At 43.7% G+C, this 15,622-nt stretch carries 11 protein-coding genes; 7 read left to right on the top strand and 4 right to left on the bottom strand.

The genetic code is table 11. The annotated features are described in order from the left end of the window. Positions 1-17: 17 nt before the first annotated feature. Positions 18-1,532, bottom strand: coding sequence for a family 16 glycosylhydrolase (locus tag AC6H1S_RS18755; RefSeq protein WP_497564603.1), 1,515 nt, complete (start codon positions 1,530-1,532; stop codon positions 18-20). 105 nt (positions 1,533-1,637) lie between these two features. Between AC6H1S_RS18755 and AC6H1S_RS18750 the strand changes: the two genes are divergently transcribed. Continuing rightward, on the top strand, positions 1,638-4,994 hold the full coding sequence (locus AC6H1S_RS18750) for a coiled-coil domain-containing protein (RefSeq protein ID WP_497564602.1): 3,357 nt from the start codon (positions 1,638-1,640) through the stop codon (positions 4,992-4,994). Positions 4,995-5,064: 70 nt separating this feature from the next. Next, entirely contained in the window at positions 5,065-5,487 is a 423-nt protein-coding gene (gene ybeY / locus AC6H1S_RS18745) for an rRNA maturation RNase YbeY (RefSeq protein WP_497564601.1), read from the top strand. Between the two features lie 81 nt (positions 5,488-5,568). Here the strand turns inward: ybeY and AC6H1S_RS18740 are convergent, their stop codons facing one another. The 3 genes from AC6H1S_RS18740 to AC6H1S_RS18730 form a co-directional block, all read right to left on the bottom strand. Beyond that, positions 5,569-6,237: a PepSY-associated TM helix domain-containing protein gene (locus tag AC6H1S_RS18740; protein WP_497564600.1), complete on the bottom strand. Its 669-nt coding sequence runs from the start codon at positions 6,235-6,237 to the stop codon at positions 5,569-5,571. Further along, positions 6,218-7,738 (bottom strand): DUF2271 domain-containing protein, encoded by a 1,521-nt coding sequence (locus tag AC6H1S_RS18735; protein ID WP_497564599.1) that lies wholly within the window; start codon positions 7,736-7,738, stop codon positions 6,218-6,220. The genes AC6H1S_RS18740 and AC6H1S_RS18735 overlap by 20 nt, the downstream gene beginning before the upstream one ends. Positions 7,739-7,855: 117 nt before the next feature. Next, positions 7,856-9,043 carry a threonine aldolase family protein gene (locus AC6H1S_RS18730; RefSeq protein ID WP_497564598.1) on the bottom strand — a complete coding sequence of 396 codons (1,188 nt, stop codon included), beginning with the start codon at positions 9,041-9,043 and terminating at the stop codon, positions 7,856-7,858. Between the two features lie 619 nt (positions 9,044-9,662). On the opposite strand from AC6H1S_RS18730, the gene AC6H1S_RS18725 reads away from it, so the two are divergent. From AC6H1S_RS18725 to mnmG, 5 genes are all read left to right on the top strand, one after another. Next, complete coding sequence (locus AC6H1S_RS18725; RefSeq protein ID WP_497564597.1) at positions 9,663-10,292, top strand: GIN domain-containing protein; 630 nt, start codon at positions 9,663-9,665, stop codon at positions 10,290-10,292. A 164-nt stretch (positions 10,293-10,456) separates the two neighbouring features. Next, a complete protein-coding gene (locus AC6H1S_RS18720) occupies positions 10,457-11,095 on the top strand; it encodes an MCP four helix bundle domain-containing protein (RefSeq protein ID WP_497564596.1) in 639 nt (212 codons plus the stop codon). A 444-nt stretch (positions 11,096-11,539) separates the two neighbouring features. Beyond that, positions 11,540-13,408 (top strand): ABC-F family ATP-binding cassette domain-containing protein, encoded by a 1,869-nt coding sequence (locus tag AC6H1S_RS18715; RefSeq protein ID WP_497564595.1) that lies wholly within the window; start codon positions 11,540-11,542, stop codon positions 13,406-13,408. Positions 13,409-13,410: 2 nt separating this feature from the next. Beyond that, positions 13,411-13,662 (top strand): CBU_0592 family membrane protein, encoded by a 252-nt coding sequence (locus AC6H1S_RS18710; protein WP_497564594.1) that lies wholly within the window; start codon positions 13,411-13,413, stop codon positions 13,660-13,662. Between the two features lie 70 nt (positions 13,663-13,732). After that, positions 13,733-15,595: a tRNA uridine-5-carboxymethylaminomethyl(34) synthesis enzyme MnmG gene (gene mnmG, locus AC6H1S_RS18705; protein WP_199141462.1), complete on the top strand. Its 1,863-nt coding sequence runs from the start codon at positions 13,733-13,735 to the stop codon at positions 15,593-15,595. Positions 15,596-15,622: the final 27 nt, after the last annotated feature.

Raw genomic sequence — 15,622 nt, 5'->3', positions numbered from 1 at the left:
TATTGCTGGATTATTTTCTACCGCTGGTAAACCCTCACGTAATCTATCTTCATGCTTGCCGGAAAAATAGATTCGTCTATTCCCTTGGCGCCACCCCAGTTGCCTCCTACCGCTACATTGAGCAATACGTGGAACTGCTGGTCAAAAGGCCAATCGGCCATGCCCTTGCCACTGTTTTTAAAGGTCAGGTATTTCTGATCGTCGATAAAGAAATCGATACGGTCGGCAAACCACTCGATGGCATAAACATGGTACTGCGTATAAATATCGTTTACTTTTAGCGCTTTGCCTACCTGGGTACCTTTAACATGGTTAAACGCTTCGGTATGTACGGTTCCGTGCACCGTATCAGGCGCATAACCTACGTGCTCCATGATGTCGATTTCGCCACTTTTTGGCCAGTTTCCGTACTTCCAGTCGGTAGGCAGCATCCAAATGGCCGGCCAAATCCCTCTGCCTTTTGGCAAGATGGCGCGAACTTCTACGCGACCGTATTTCACGTCGAATTTGTTTTTGCTCACCAACCTGGCCGAAGTAAACTTCATTTGCTCTTGATCGGCTTTGCGCGCAGTAATATTCAACGCCCCTTTTTCTACATTGGCGTTCAGGGTATCAGCCTTGGTATAAAATTGCTTTTCGTTGTTGCCCCAACCGGTACCTCCTACATCATAGCCCCAATTATGCGAATCGGGTAATCCTTTGCCGTTAAACTCGTCGGCCCACTTTAACTTCCAGCCCTTAGCTACTGGTGTTTTTTTAATGGTTTCGAACAATAATTCTGGCTCGTTGGTGGTAATGTAATCCACTTCATTGGCCAATAGCCATTCCATTTCAGGAACCGTATTTACCGTCCAGGCGTTAATGGTCAATCCGAGTTTTTTGGAAGGCTCGAACCAGTTGTTTTTCTGAAAAACCGAATAGTGATAATCAGAGCCGGCAAAGCCGTCGGCTTTTAGCTTTTCAGGCGCTACTTCGCCAGCTAAATAGGCAACTTTGGCGTTTGGCATGTGTTGGATAATGTAGGTGCAGATGTCGTAACCAAAGCTGATGTACTCTACCCAGACTTCGGCTTTTAGTTTTTTAATGAGCTGCAGGGTGCTTTCGGTCAAAAACATATCGCGCTCTTTGCCCATATTCTGTGGTTTAATTTCTAGAATAAGCTTGGTTTTCTTTTGGGCCATTCCCACTTTGAGGTAATTCTCCAAGGTAGGGATTGATTCGCCGTTGGAAAGCTTCTTGCTCAGCAATTGCGCATAAGTAGATTTTGAAATGGGCATACCCAAAAAATTAGGGTCGTGGTTGACAACCATTACGCTATCCAAAGTCATGTGCACATCAAACTCGGAACCAAAACATTGGATCCGGATGGCTTCTTTAAGCGAAGCGATAGAGTTTTCGGGCAGGCCGTTCTTCTTCCAGGCGCCGCGGTGGGCAATTACCTGGTTTTTGTTCCAGCTGGTGATGGCCTTTTGGGCGATGGCCTGTGTTGAAATCATGGCGCTCAGCAAAATTACAGTTGTAAATCGTTTCATTTGTGTAGTTTAATCGACTAAAAGTAGAGATTTGAGACCAAAATTGTATTGATTTTTTGTTAACTTATCCCTGTCAATTTTAAAACTATTAAATTAGGGCAATTATTGGCCAACCAGCACACATTTTTTACCTTAATTTTCGTTAACAACGATATGGGCACCAGCTACGATCTGCTGATCGACAAGATCAATGAGTTTACGCGCAAGTTTTACCTCAATCAGCTTTTGCGTGGAAGCATTTATGCGGCGGCCAGCATTTTGGGGCTTTACCTGATGCTGTTTGTGTTGGTTTACTATGCCCACCCTGGTGTTGGTGCCAAAACGGCGCTCTTCTTTTCTTTTGTGCTGGTTGCCTTGGCCATTATTGGCTTTTGGATTGTGAAACCGGCACTGGCTTACCTGAAGCTGGGCAAAACCCTAAGTTTGGAACAGGCTGCCGGCCTGATTGGCAATCATTTTTTTAACGTAAAAGACCGCCTGCTCAATACTTTGCAACTCAAGGCGCTCGCCGATACTTCGCCACAGCAAAGCCAATTGATCTTGGCCGGAATTGACCAAAAGATAAACACCCTTAGGCCTATTCCCTTTGCCAGCGCCATTAACCTGGGCGAAAACAAAAGACACATCAAATACATCCTGATTCCTTTGGGCATCATCATGGCCATCGGCCTCATTGCGCCGGCCGTACTGCGCGAAGGAACCGATAGCTTTATCCGCTACAACCAGGAAATTTTGCCCAAAGCACCTTTTGATTTTGTAGTGGCCAACAAAAGCCTTACCGTTACACAAGGCGATGATTTTAAGGTGCAGCTCGAGCTTAAAGGCGACGAATTTCCGCAAGATGTTTACATCGAAGACGGGCCCAATACCTATAAACTGGAAAAAGAAAACATCAGCCATTTCAGCTATACCTTTAAAAACCTGCAAAAAAACAAATCTTTGCGCTTTTTTGGCGGTGGTTTTAACTCGGCTACCTTCGTGATCGAAGTCAGGCCTCGTCCATCATTGCTCCAAATGAGCGCCCAGTTGCTTTATCCGGCCTACCTGCAACGCAAAAACGAAACCCTGAACAATGTAGGCGACATGCTCATTCCCGAAGGCACCAAAGTGATTTGGCAGCTGCATACCGAAAACAGCGACGAACTTTCTTTTATGTTGCAAAACCAGGTCTTTAACCTCAAGGTAAACGATAATGCGGCCAACTTTGCCTCGGTAATCCGCAAAAACAGCGCTTACCGCGTAGTGCCCAAAAATGCCTTTGTCAGCAACAGCGATTCGCTTAGTCACCAAATCAACGTAATTGCCGATCAGTTTCCGAGCATTTCGGTTGTCGAAACCCCGGATTCGCTGAGCAGCAAGGCGCTTTATTTTTCGGGCAGCATTGCCGACGATTATGGCTTTTCGTCGCTTAAATTCAAATATAGCATTAAGGAAAATGGCAAAACCGTGAGCGAGCAAAGCAAAGCGATTACCATCAAAAACAACCAAACGGAAAACGCCTTTTTCTACCTGTGGAATTTGAACGATAGCAACACCAAACCAGGGCAGCTTATCGAATACCACTTTGAAGTTGCCGATAATGACGGCGTAAACGGCGCAAAGGTTTCCAAATCAGAGATCAAAACCTACCAGGTGCCTACCCAGCAACAACTGGCCGAAAAGCTGGCCAAAGGCAGTGAAACGCTCAAGCAAAAAATGGAATCGACCATCAAGCTGGCCAATACCATCGAAAAAGACAGCAAAAAACTGAGCCAGAACCTGCTCGATAAAAAACAGCTTTCTTTTGAAGACAAAAAGCAGATCGAACAATTGCTCGACAAGCAAAAACAACTGGAGGAAGCCGTAAAGGATATCAAGCAGCAGAACCAGAAAAACACTTTCGAAAAACAGGAAAATAATGCCTTGAACGAAGAGCTGAAGGAAAAGCAAAAGCAGATAGACAACCTCTTCAACAACGTGCTCGATGAGAAGACCAAAGAACTATTGCAAAAACTGCAGCAGCTGATGGAAATGAACAACAAGGACCTGACCCGTGACGAGCTTTCGAAAATGCAAATGGACAACAAAACCCTCAAAAACGAGCTCGACCGCATTTTGGAACTTTACAAGCAACTGGAGTTTGAGCAGAACTTGCAGAACAAAATAGACCGCTTAAACGAAATGGCCAAAGACCAAAAGGAACTGAGCCAGCAAAGCAAGGATAAAAACAGTTCGCTCAACGATGTTAAAGACAAGCAAGACCAATTGAATAAGGATTTTAAAGATCTGCAAAAAGAACTGAAAGACTTGGCCGCCAAAAACGAGCAGCTCGACAAGCCCAACAACTTTAAAAATCCCGAAAAGGAAACCAAACAGATTGAGCAGCAACAACAAGACAGCCAAGAGCAACTGAACAAAAACAACCGCCAAAAAGCTTCCGACAGCCAAAAACAGGCGGCCGAGCAAATGCAGCAACTGGCCCAGCAAATGAAAGAAGACCAGCAACAGGGCGAAGAAAAGGAATCGAAAGTGAATGCCCAGGAATTGCGTAAACTGCTGGAAAACTTGCTTAACACTTCTTTTGAACAGGAAAAAGTGATGCTGGCCTTGAGGCGGATGAATAGCAACGATCCTTCGTACACCACCAATGTACAGCAGCAGAATACGATTAAAGACAACATGAAAACCATTGCCGACAGTTTGCATTCGCTCAGCAAGCGCGTACCGCAGATTGAAAGCGTGGTAAATGCCGAGGTCGACAAAATCAACTTCAACATCGGCAAGGCGCTCGAATATTTGGGCGACAGGCGTACGCCCGAGGCCAATCGCTCGCAGCAGTTTGCCATGACTTCGCTCAACAACCTGGCGCTTATGCTTAACGAAGCCTTAGACCAGCTTCAAAATGCCAAAAAGAACGGCAAATCTGGCGGCAAAGGCAAGCAAAGCATGCAACAGCTGCAACAAATGCAGGACGAGCTGAACAAGAGAATGCAGAATGCCCGCGAAAAAATGAAACGCGAAGGCAATATGGGTACCGTGCCCAAGGGCCAACAAAGCGAAGAATATGCCCGCATGGCCCAACAACAGCAAATGATTAGGGAAGCCCTGCAAAAAATAAACAAAGAAGAAAACAAGGATGGCAAGGGCAGCATGGGCAATCTGAACCAAATGGTGCAGGACATGAAAAAAACCGAATCGGATTTGGTAAATAAGCAAATAACCGAAGAAACCATGAACAGGCAGAAGAACCTGACGGTTAAACTGCTCGATGCCCAAAAAGCGCAGCGCGAACAGGATGAGGATTCGAAGCGGGAAAGCAATGTTGGCAAGGATTTTCCGCCGTCGTACAAACAGATGATGGACAAGTTCAAAAAGCAGCAGCAAAGCGAAACCGAACTGATCCAAAAATTGCCGCCAAGCTTGAACTACTACTACAAAAACAAGATTGCGGAATATTTTAAATTGCTAAATTCGCCGAAATAATTATCGTCAATGCAATCCCGAAGTGGGCAAAGTGCTCATTTTGCAATGGCGAGCATCAAGACAGGAGCAAATGGCAAAAATCAATTTCTTTACCGAAGACATCACGTATACCCTTAAACAGAAGACCCTGATTAGGCAATGGATCGAAGCCACTATTGTGAAAGAAGGCTATCAATTGGAGGAGCTCAATTTTATTTTGTGTTCTGACGCGTATTTGCTGCGTATAAACCAAGATTACCTTCGGCATGACGATTATACCGACGTGATTACTTTCGACAACTCAGAGGCCTTAAAAACGATTGTTGGCGACATCTTCATCAGCTTGGAACGAATCCGCGAAAATGCATCGGCTTTTAACGCCAATGTAGTGGATGAGCTTTGCCGGGTAATGATACACGGAACTTTGCATCTTTTGGGCTATAAAGACAAAACAAAAGCCGCCAAAACATTAATGACGGCCAAAGAAGACGAGTACTTGGCCAAAAGGCCTTAAAACAAAAAGGACTTGCGAAGTTTTGAATACCTCGCAAGTCGCTCAAGCCCTTTGGCCTTCTTACTTTCAGCCTTCAGCCTCTTAAGGCACCAGCCAAACATAAAGCAGGTAGCACAACAACAGGCCAATGATGGCCGAAACCAGGCCAGAAACCCGTTTCTTTTTCAAGAACAGCATCAGGATAAGTCCGGTTAACGAAACCAGCGTTAAAAAAACCGCCGAAATATCGATTACCCAGCCCCAGCCCGTTCCCGAGTCACGGCCTTTGTGCAAGTCGTTCATAATGGCCACGATGCCCATCTTGATTTCTGAAAGCTCGTAAGTGCCCTTTTCACGGTCAATAAAGGCATCGGCCGAATAAGCCGGGCCCTTAAACGTAACCGTTACCTCCGAATCGTCGATCCTGAATTCGCTTACTGCACCTTTTACCTGGTGTTTGTTGCGCATCCACTCTACGATTTCGAGCTTGGCCACCTTGTTGGTATCAGGGTTATTGACCCATTTTGCATCCAGTTTACCTTTCAGCTTGCTTTCAATTTGCTTATCGCCACCAAGCCAACTGGGGTGGTTCAGCGTTAAACCAGTTACGGCAAAGAAAAGCACGATGGCAAAACTGACCATCGAAAGGTAGATATGCAGCCAGCGCGAAAGCTTGGCTACATCCTTTTTTGCACTTTTTCCCGATTTTTGGGCAACCGTCTTCTTGGAAGTCAGCGCCCTTGGCGTTGGATTATTTTTTGTAGAAGTCAAAAGTTACGTTTGAGATTTCAACATTGCCTTCTGCCGTGGCTTTCTTGGCGGCTTTCTTTAATTCCATTGGCTGACGAAGGATCTCGTCTGTACCGTGTTCTTTAGAGGTTTCGATAATGATGGTGTACTTGCCTTGCGCTACATAGTTGCCTTTGTCGTCTTTACCGTCCCATTTAATGGTGTATTTGCCTGGAGAACGGGTTGCTCCGGTTACCGAAGCAAAATTGGCCTTGTCGGCTTTAAAGCTTTCGCCATTGATGCGGTACCAGTTTTTTAAATCGGGTACCCATTTGGTTTTGTTATACCATAAAGCCAAATTGCGAACCGCCTCTTTTTTCTCATTCTCAACCCAAATAGCGGCAAATGGCCTATGGCTGTTGCCTTGGATGGCATTAAACTCGAAATTGATGGCCAATTCGTAATTAGGGTCCCATGGCTTGTCTTTTCCATAAGCAACCGGAGTTACGTTATTGGTTTTGCTTGCTTTAACCGTTGGATCAACCAAAGCAGCCCAACCCTCGCTTTCTATGCGTTTGCCATCTTTGGTGATGATCAGATACTCTGCATCCTTTACGGTTCTGGCCAAGGCCTCGCTTTCTTTAACCGACAACACGTTAAATGCGGTTGCCAAGGCCCCGGCATCTGTTGCGTTAGGCGCGATAACGGTAGCGCTGATTACGCCTTCAACCGGTTTGCCTGTACGCGGGTCAACAATATGCGAGTACCAGTGCTTGCCAATCTGCTCGCCTCTGCGGTAATTACCACTGGTAGCTACGGCCCTGTTGCTAACCAACAAATGGGCTAAAGGGGCGTCGTTTTCGGCGTTGGCCAAGGGATTGGTTACATTTACATGGTCTTTTACATCGCCTTTAATTACCAAATCGCCACCAATGTTTACCACAACGGCATCAACTTTGGCTCCAGCCAGGGCGGCATCGCAAGCCAAATTAATGATGTAGCTTTTGGCAAAGGTATTCATCACTAAAGGCACATTGCTCAACCGTGTGGCCGTTAGGTTTTTGGCATCAAGTGTATAATGAGCCTGTTGCATGGCCGCCACCGCCGCGCCGATTTCGGCTTTGCTAGGCAACTGCTGTTTTTTAGCCGCATCGCTCCACAATTTGCCAGCTACAGCCGCCGAAGCATCAAGGGCCCCGTTGGTACGCGATTTCCAGTCGGCAAACAGATTCAACATGTCAAAAAGCTCTTTTGAAACTTTTACGGGCTTGTTCAAGTCCTGTTTCATCCACTGACTGAACTCGCTATTTGTATCGTAGGCACTAAAAATAGCCGAAAGGCGGTTGATTTCGGCTAAAGCAGCCACTTCTGCCTTTTCGGCTTCAGCTTCCGAAGTGCTGGTCATCTTAAATTCTAAAGATGTTCCCAATACATTTTCGTAATGCGAAACATACAGCTGCTGGTTGTTTTTTTTAGGGCCTTTGGTAAGAGGCTGTCCGCCAATCATCAAAAAAGCCATGCAAAGAGAGGCAAATACTTTCATATCGTTATTAAGTTTAATTCTAAATAATGTGCAAATGTAAAATCTAAATCTGAATTTATGCTTTTTAGGACTGTATTTTTTACATTAAGGTTTAAACAGGGCGATAATTAAACCATTTTAGGCTTTGGCAAATGCGAGGGCTTCCTTAAATGATTCGAAGATCAGCTGGTTGCTTCTCCTCAGCAGCGTTAGATTGATTTTGATCTTGACCTGGCCATCTTCTTTAGGCATGCCAAATACAATATTATGCTCCGTCCGCAGCCGCTTGTTTAGTTTCTCTGCATCAATCCCCTTTTCTAGGCTTACGTTAAAAAGATTTGTTCCGTTGGTCAGCGCATTTACTTTCATTCCCTTTAGGTTGTTGAGCAAGACAAACAGTTCTTTGGCCTTTGCCTTGATTTGCTGCATGTCCTCGTCGATGGTATTTAAATGGTGCAAGGCAATGGCAGCGCTTGGCCAATTGGTAAAAACACCGCCGCCATGAATTTTAATCAGGTGGTGCATTTGGTTTATCAGGGCTTTATCGCCACACAAAACCGCGCCTCCCGTAGCGCCCAGGTATTTGTAGAGGCAGAGGTAAACAGTATCAAAGTAAGATGCGTATTCCTTTACTGTCGAGTTGGTAAAAGCCGTGGCCATGTGCAGTCTTGCTCCGTCCAAATGCATTTTATAGCCTTGTTCTTTGCAATAGGCCGAAATCCGTTTGATCTCTTCCAAAGGAAAAAGCTGGCCTTCGCATCTTCTCACCGGCGTTTCTATCGATACCGCCCCTACACCGCCCACAAAATATTCGCCCTGCTTATGGTAGGCGATGGACTGCTGAAGTTCTTCTAACGTAAAATAGGCCCTTTCTTTGGCCAAGGGGATGAGTCTTTTGTTGAAAAGGGTTTGCGCAGCATCGCCTTCATCACGGTAAACATGACTGGTTTCTTGTACAAAAGCCTTGGTGTTTTGGCCACAGAGCACGCTAATGGCCAATTGGTTAGCCAAGGTTCCACTAGGCAGGTATACAGCGGCCTCTTTTCCGGTAATGGCTATAAATTTCTTTAGCAGCGAGTCTATCGTACCTCCTTCGGCATAGCTATCTCTTTCAATAGGATTGGTGCTATTGATTTCCTGCAATTTGGCGATTAGGTCTTCGGGCCGATAAAAAATACCGTCGTTGATGAAGTAAACCGCTTCCGAATCCTTAGAAAACCGCTGAGGGGTTGAGGCTATTGCCTGAAAAGGGATGGCCGGAGCCAGCAAGGGCAAAGCCGAAAGGCTGGAGAGCTTTAAAAAATCGCGACGCTTGAAATTTGACATGCCAAAGGGATTGTTGGTTTCGATAAATTTGGGTTTTTCTTTTTTTAATTCCAAAAATGCTGTTGGTGCTTCTTTAATTAACCCGATTAGGCATAAGAGTTCGTGTTTTTCGTTAACCTCACCTCCTTAGGGCTTTATCTGTTCTTATGGAAAAGCTTCCTTTGGCATTTTGTCTGCCTTTGGACCGGTACTTTATATTTGCCTCCATATTTTACGCTAGCAGGAGTCCATCCCGTTCAATCCAAAAGATGCGCCAGCCTGAATCAAAGCTTAGGCATGATGATACTTTTATATCTCCAACACCTCAATCTTAGGTCTTATAGATGATCATTAGTCAAAGACCCTCAGGCTAAACAACTGATTAACAAAGACATTTCGCTGACAATTCTGAGAGCGTTTATCTCTCCTCCCCCTCTTTTCGCCGAAAAATTTAATGCCTGTTGGTCGAAAAATTACAGGCGTTCGTCGAGAGTTACCCCTCGCTGGTATAATACGGGCATTTCTGGTGCAACCTTTTTAAATTCTTGCAGTCTTATTTACGAAACCAGCCTGATAGGGGCGGTTCAAAAAACCCAAAAATTAACAATTATATCAACAACGATTTTAAAAAAATAAGAATATGAAAACTGCTATCAAAACTTTATTCGCCATCGCTTTAACCACCGTATTATCAACTACAGTTGCTTCAACCGTTAAAGCTGCCGACAACAATACCATTACCGTATTATCGGAAGTTAAAAAAGTAAACAAAATCAACGTATCTGGAAACGTAGAAGTAATCCTGGTACAAAGCCCTAACGAAAGCGTAAAGGTATACGACAACTACTATGCAAAAAATGCATTGGTACAACAACAAGATGGCGAGTTGCGCATCAGCTCGTTCAACAAAGAAACCTTAACTGTTGTGGTTTATGTAAGCAATTTGTCGACGATTACAGCTTCTGATAACGCAAAAGTGAGCACCTATGGCAAATTCAATACCTTGAGCTTAGAGGTTAACCTAAAAGACAATGCGGTTGCCAATTTGAATACCAACACCATCAACCTGAACAGCAACTTGAGCGGACAAGCCAACCTAACCTTGGCTGGTTCAACTTCGGCCTACAATGCTACAATGGGCAGCGTGGCTAAGGTAAACCTAGATCAGTTTGCTGCCGAAAGCACCAGCATTCAATCGCAAAATGTAGTGGTGGCCAAAACTGTTGCCACACTCAACGATATTGAAACCGCTGATTTAGTTACCCTATAAAATTCATAATCCATCATAAATTTAGTTTAGTTTTTAGTTTAGTTAAGTAAAAAAGCGGATGGATGTCCGCTTTTTTTATGCCTCCTCTCTTCATCCAGCCATTTTGCCACAAATAATGCCTATCTTTAGCTATTTTGTTTCTATTCCCAACTAACCAGGTAGCCATGAAATTTTCTTATTCGCTTAAACAAAAAACCAAGATTGCCCTGTTGCTTTTCTGCATTATGGCCTGCACCATTTTAATCAGGGTATTGGAAGATAAGAGCATTAAGGACATGGGGACTTCCTTTGTTTCGATGTACAACGACCGCTTGGTACCGGCTACCGACCTGTTTATGGTGGCCGAAAAGGTACATGCCAAACGACACTTATTGGCTAGCCATACGGCCATGGATCTGCAACAGTCCAAAAACATAGACCAAAGCATTGATTCGCTACTGGACAAATATGCCAAGACCTTCTTGGTTAAAAGCGAAAAAAGCCAGTTGCAAAACCTTAAAAACAGCTTGGCGCAAAGCAGGGCGATAGAAAAACGATTAGTAAACCCTAAGGTTGATCCTTCTGATCTCGAATTGGCCAAGAAATCCTATGCACAGATTTCGGCACAGCTGTTAGCCCTCACCCAAATCCAAAACAAGGTTGGCAACGAACTGATGACCGAATCAAAAGAGATTTTAACCGGAAGCCAGTTCTATTCTGCGGTTCAGCTTGCCTTGGCCATCGTCATCGGTATTTTGATTGTGTCGATTATTTTTGCTTCGAATGTGTTGAAGGTAAACCAAGAGAAGTTTAATTTGAATTAGGGCCTTTGGTTGGATTATGGCTAAAATCCAGTTTTTGTAAAGTATATCGTAACAAACAACTATTCAGCAATTTTATAATAAGTATTTACAAATATTATAAATGAGCGAAAATACGCCAGCAAGAACAAAATAAATCCAGTACCTTTTGTAAGATGACCACCCATCATTTACCGAGAACTTTAGCATTATGCCTAAGAAGATCATCAAAAAAGGACTAAGGAAGGCTAGTAAGATTGAAAAATTCATGCTATCATTTAATCATAAAACCTATGCTTCATTAAGTCAATGATTAGGCTTAAGTCTATGCACTAAAGATAGTCATTTCACTTCTTTTTGTCACTCATCCCTCCTATTTGTCCAGAACAATCATTATCAGCACCATAGGCCGATTTTATTGATTACTTTTGCAGCAATTTTTAATCCGATAAACCGTTACAAAAGACTTTGAGTACACTAATCGCAGCCGAAGGCCTTGGCCATGGCTATCACCAAGAATGGCTTTTTAAAAATCTTACCCTGGGCATCAATGCAGGTCAGCGCGTAGCGTTGGTTGGCATTAACGGTGCTGGCAAAAGTACGCTCCTTAAACTGCTGGCCGAGCGCTTCGAACCGCTGGAAGGAAAAATAGTAAAAAACAAATCTGTTAAGATCGGATTCCTCGATCAAGAACCCGTTTTTCCAGAAGGCTACTCGATCAGCGACTTTATTTTCTCTATGAATAACAAGCAGCAACAGTTAATTAGAGAATATGAAGAATTAATTGAACAAGAGCATCCTAATGAAGAAAAGCTCAATCACTTATATGGTGAACTAAGTGAGCATAATGCTTGGGAATACGAACACCAAATCAAGACGATTTTAAGCAGAATGGGCATCAACCATCTGCAGCAAAAAATAAATACCTTGTCTGGTGGACAGAAAAAACGTTTGGCTTTGGCCAAATTGCTCATCGAAGATCCTGAAATCTATGTTTTGGATGAGCCAACCAACCATTTGGACATCGATACCATCGAATGGTTGGAAAAACTGCTGACTACCGGAAGCAAAACCATTTTGTTGGTTACGCACGACCGCTATTTTTTGGATAATGTTTGCAATACCATTGTAGAACTCGACAGAGGAAAAATATTTAACTACAACGGCAATTATGCTTATTTTTTGGAAAAGAAAGCTGAAAGAGAAGCGGCAGACGAAAGCACCTTTCAAAAGAACAAAAATTTATTAAAAAAAGAGCTGGAGTGGATGCGCCGGATGCCGGCTGCCCGTACCACCAAATCGCGCTCAAGAATTGATGCCTTTTACGACTTGGAAGAAAAAACCAAACAGCGTGCAGACAACAAGCAAGTAACGTTGAATGTCAAGATGTCGAGGCAAGGGAGCAAAATTTTAGAGCTAGAGCATATTGCACAATCTTTTGGCGACAAAAAAATCATCAACGATTTTTCTTATACCTTTAAAAGGGGAGATCGGATTGGCCTAGCCGGGAAAAACGGTACTGGGAAATCTACCTTGCTTAACATCATTACCAATCACCTCCAGCCTGAAAAAGGAAAAGTTGATATTGGCGAGACCACGGTTTACGGCTATTACAAACAGGGCGGTTTAGCTTTCAATGAAAAAGAGCGGGTGATTGATATTGTCAAATCAGACGCAGAATACATCAAGATGGCCGATGGCCAAACCATTTCGGCCTCTGCCCTACTTACCCTGTTCTTATTTCCGCCAAAAAAACAACATGGCCTGGTCGAAAAACTAAGTGGTGGAGAGAAAAAGCGTTTACATTTAATGAAGGTCTTGATGCAAAATCCAAACTTCCTGATTTTGGATGAGCCGACCAATGACCTCGATATTGATACATTGAACGTATTGGAAGAATTTTTAGAAAACTTTCCAGGTGTACTGATCTTGGTTTCGCACGACAGGTATTTGTTAGATAAGATGAGCGAGCAATTGTTTATCATGGAAGGCGATGGCGAAGTAACCATTTACAACGGAAACTACTCAGAGCATCGTTTGAGTTTAGAGGTGGCCAAAGACGCTACGCCTAAAAAAACAAAACAAGAAAACATACCCGCTCCTATTGCGGTGGTCGCCAAAAAATTAAGTTTCAAAGAGCAAAAAGAACTGGAAGATATTGAGCAGGAAATGGCGAAGAAAGAAAGCAGGATTGCTGAGTTAACCAAAACACTGGATGAAATAAACAGTGCTGATTATTTAAAAATTCAAGAAGTTTCTCAAACCATAGCAAAAATCAACGAAGAGCTCAATCCCTTGATGGAACGCTGGATTGAGCTTTCCGAAAAAACAAACTAAGCATGAGACCATCAGATTTAATTGCTACCATAGGCGTAAGCCTCCTACTAATTGCCTTCTTTTTGCAAAGCCTGAAGCTAATCAAAGCAGAAAGCTGGAGTTATGGCATATTAAATCTGTTGGGTGCAGGCATTGCAGGATATGCTTCTTGGCTGATTTTCTTTATGCCTTTTGTGATTTTAGAAAGCGTTTGGAGCGCTGTCGCGCTCTACGGACTTTTTAAATTATTTGTCAAAAAGAAAAGTTCCACGTGAAACAATGGATTTTTCTGCTTGAATTTTGATTAATTTTGTACTGTTTCACGTGAAACACAAAAATAAATAGATGTTTAAAGAATACGATGTTATTGTTGTGGGGGCTGGCCATGCCGGTTGCGAAGCCGCTGCTGCCGCCGCAAACCTAGGATCGTCGGTGTTATTGATTACCATGAATATGGAAACCATTGCACAGATGAGCTGTAATCCGGCTATGGGCGGTGTAGCCAAAGGACAGATTGTTAGAGAAATTGATGCTATGGGTGGTTATTCGGGTATTATAGCCGACAAAACCACGCTCCAATTCCGCATGCTCAACAAGTCGAAAGGACCTGCTATGTGGAGCCCAAGGACGCAAAATGACAGAAAACGCTTTGCCGAAGAGTGGCGCCTAGCGTTGGAAAGAACACCAAACGTAGATTTTTGGCAGGAAATGGTGGGCAGTTTATTGATTAAAAACAATACCGTTGTTGGCGTGAAAACAGCCCTTGGCGTAGAAATTTACGGCAAAGCTGTTGTGTTGACCAATGGTACTTTTTTGAATGGCATTATCCATGTTGGCGAAAAGAAATTTGGAGGTGGGCGCACAGGCGAGAAAGCGGCTACTGGCTTAACCGAGCAATTAACCGAATTAGGTTTTGAAGCCGGCCGGATGAAGACTGGAACCCCTCCCCGAGTGGATGGCAGGTCGCTTGATTATACCTTAATGGAAGAGCAATGGGGCGACGAGAATCCGGGGCGTTTTTCTTATACCAATGTAGAAATTCCAAAAGATCAACGTTGCTGCTGGATTACTTATACCAATGCCAATGTACACGAAACGCTCAAAGAAGGTTTCGAAAAATCGCCCATGTTTACTGGCCGAATCAAAGGTCTGGGCCCTCGTTATTGTCCATCTATAGAAGACAAAATCAATCGCTTTGCTGAGCGCGAAAGGCACCAGATCTTCGTAGAACCAGAAGGATGGAACACCTGCGAAATCTATGTCAATGGTTTCTCTACCTCCCTACCCGAAGATGTACAATATAAGGCCTTAACCCAAATCCCAGGCTTCGAAAAAGCCAAGATGTTCAGACCGGGCTATGCCATTGAATACGATTATTTTCCGCCTACCCAACTCTCCTTGACTCTCGAAACCAAATTGATCAGCAATTTGTTCTTTGCCGGCCAAATTAATGGAACTACAGGCTATGAAGAGGCTGCTAGTCAGGGGTTTATAGCCGGAATCAATGCCCATCAGAAAGTAAATGACGCCCACGAGCTCATTATGAAGCGTTCCGAGTCTTATATCGGTGTTTTGATTGACGATTTGGTTACCAAAGGTACGGAAGAACCTTATCGGATGTTTACTTCGAGGGCCGAACACCGTTTGCTCCTTAGACAGGATAACGCCGATATCAGGCTCTCCCCTATTGCCCATAAACTTGGCCTCATCAGCGACGAACGCTTGGCCATTGTTAACCAAAAGATAGCCAACGCCGATGCCATCGTTGCCTTTACCAAAGAGCAAGCCGTACAAATGAGCGAAGCCAACAGCCTGCTCGAAAGCTTAGGTACAGCGCCGCTTAATCAAAATGTAAAACTTTTCAGTGTGTTGAGCAGACCTCAGGTCAGTATCGAAGACATCAGAAAAGTAAGTTCTTCGTTTGATCAACTTTTAAATAACTTTGATCAGGAAACGGTTGAACAGGCAGAAATCAAAATCAAGTACGAAAGCTATTTTGAAAAAGAAAACGAGATTGTAAACAAAATGCAGAAGATGGAAGACAAATCCATCAACCCTGATTTCGATTACAACCAGCTGGTTTCACTATCCAAAGAGGCGCGTGAAAAGTTGTTGAAAATCAAACCGCGAACTTTAGGACAAGCTTCTCGCATTTCTGGCGTTTCTCCTTCGGATATTTCGGTTTTAATGGTACATATCTCGAAATAATCGTAAATTGATTGATAATCAACTATT

The organism is Pedobacter sp. TM02 (genome assembly GCF_059705275.1).
Note: the sequence above shows the minus strand (reverse complement) of the source record. Positions and strands in the feature narration are given on the sequence as shown.

Bases quoted from the DNA above. Each gene is read 5' to 3' on its own strand.
- AC6H1S_RS18755 (WP_497564603.1), bottom strand. From the start codon at position 1,532: ATGAAACGATTTACAACTGTAATTTTGCTGAGCGCCATGATTTCAACA.
- AC6H1S_RS18720 (WP_497564596.1), top strand. From the start codon at position 10,457: ATGAAATTTTCTTATTCGCTTAAACAAAAAACCAAGATTGCCCTGTTG.
- mnmG (WP_199141462.1), top strand. From the start codon at position 13,733: ATGTTTAAAGAATACGATGTTATTGTTGTGGGGGCTGGCCATGCCGGT.
- AC6H1S_RS18735 (WP_497564599.1), bottom strand. From the start codon at position 7,738: ATGAAAGTATTTGCCTCTCTTTGCATGGCTTTTTTGATGATTGGCGGA.
- AC6H1S_RS18730 (WP_497564598.1), bottom strand. From the start codon at position 9,043: ATGTCAAATTTCAAGCGTCGCGATTTTTTAAAGCTCTCCAGCCTTTCG.
- AC6H1S_RS18725 (WP_497564597.1), top strand. From the start codon at position 9,663: ATGAAAACTGCTATCAAAACTTTATTCGCCATCGCTTTAACCACCGTA.
- AC6H1S_RS18710 (WP_497564594.1), top strand. From the start codon at position 13,411: ATGAGACCATCAGATTTAATTGCTACCATAGGCGTAAGCCTCCTACTA.
- ybeY (WP_497564601.1), top strand. From the start codon at position 5,065: ATGGCAAAAATCAATTTCTTTACCGAAGACATCACGTATACCCTTAAA.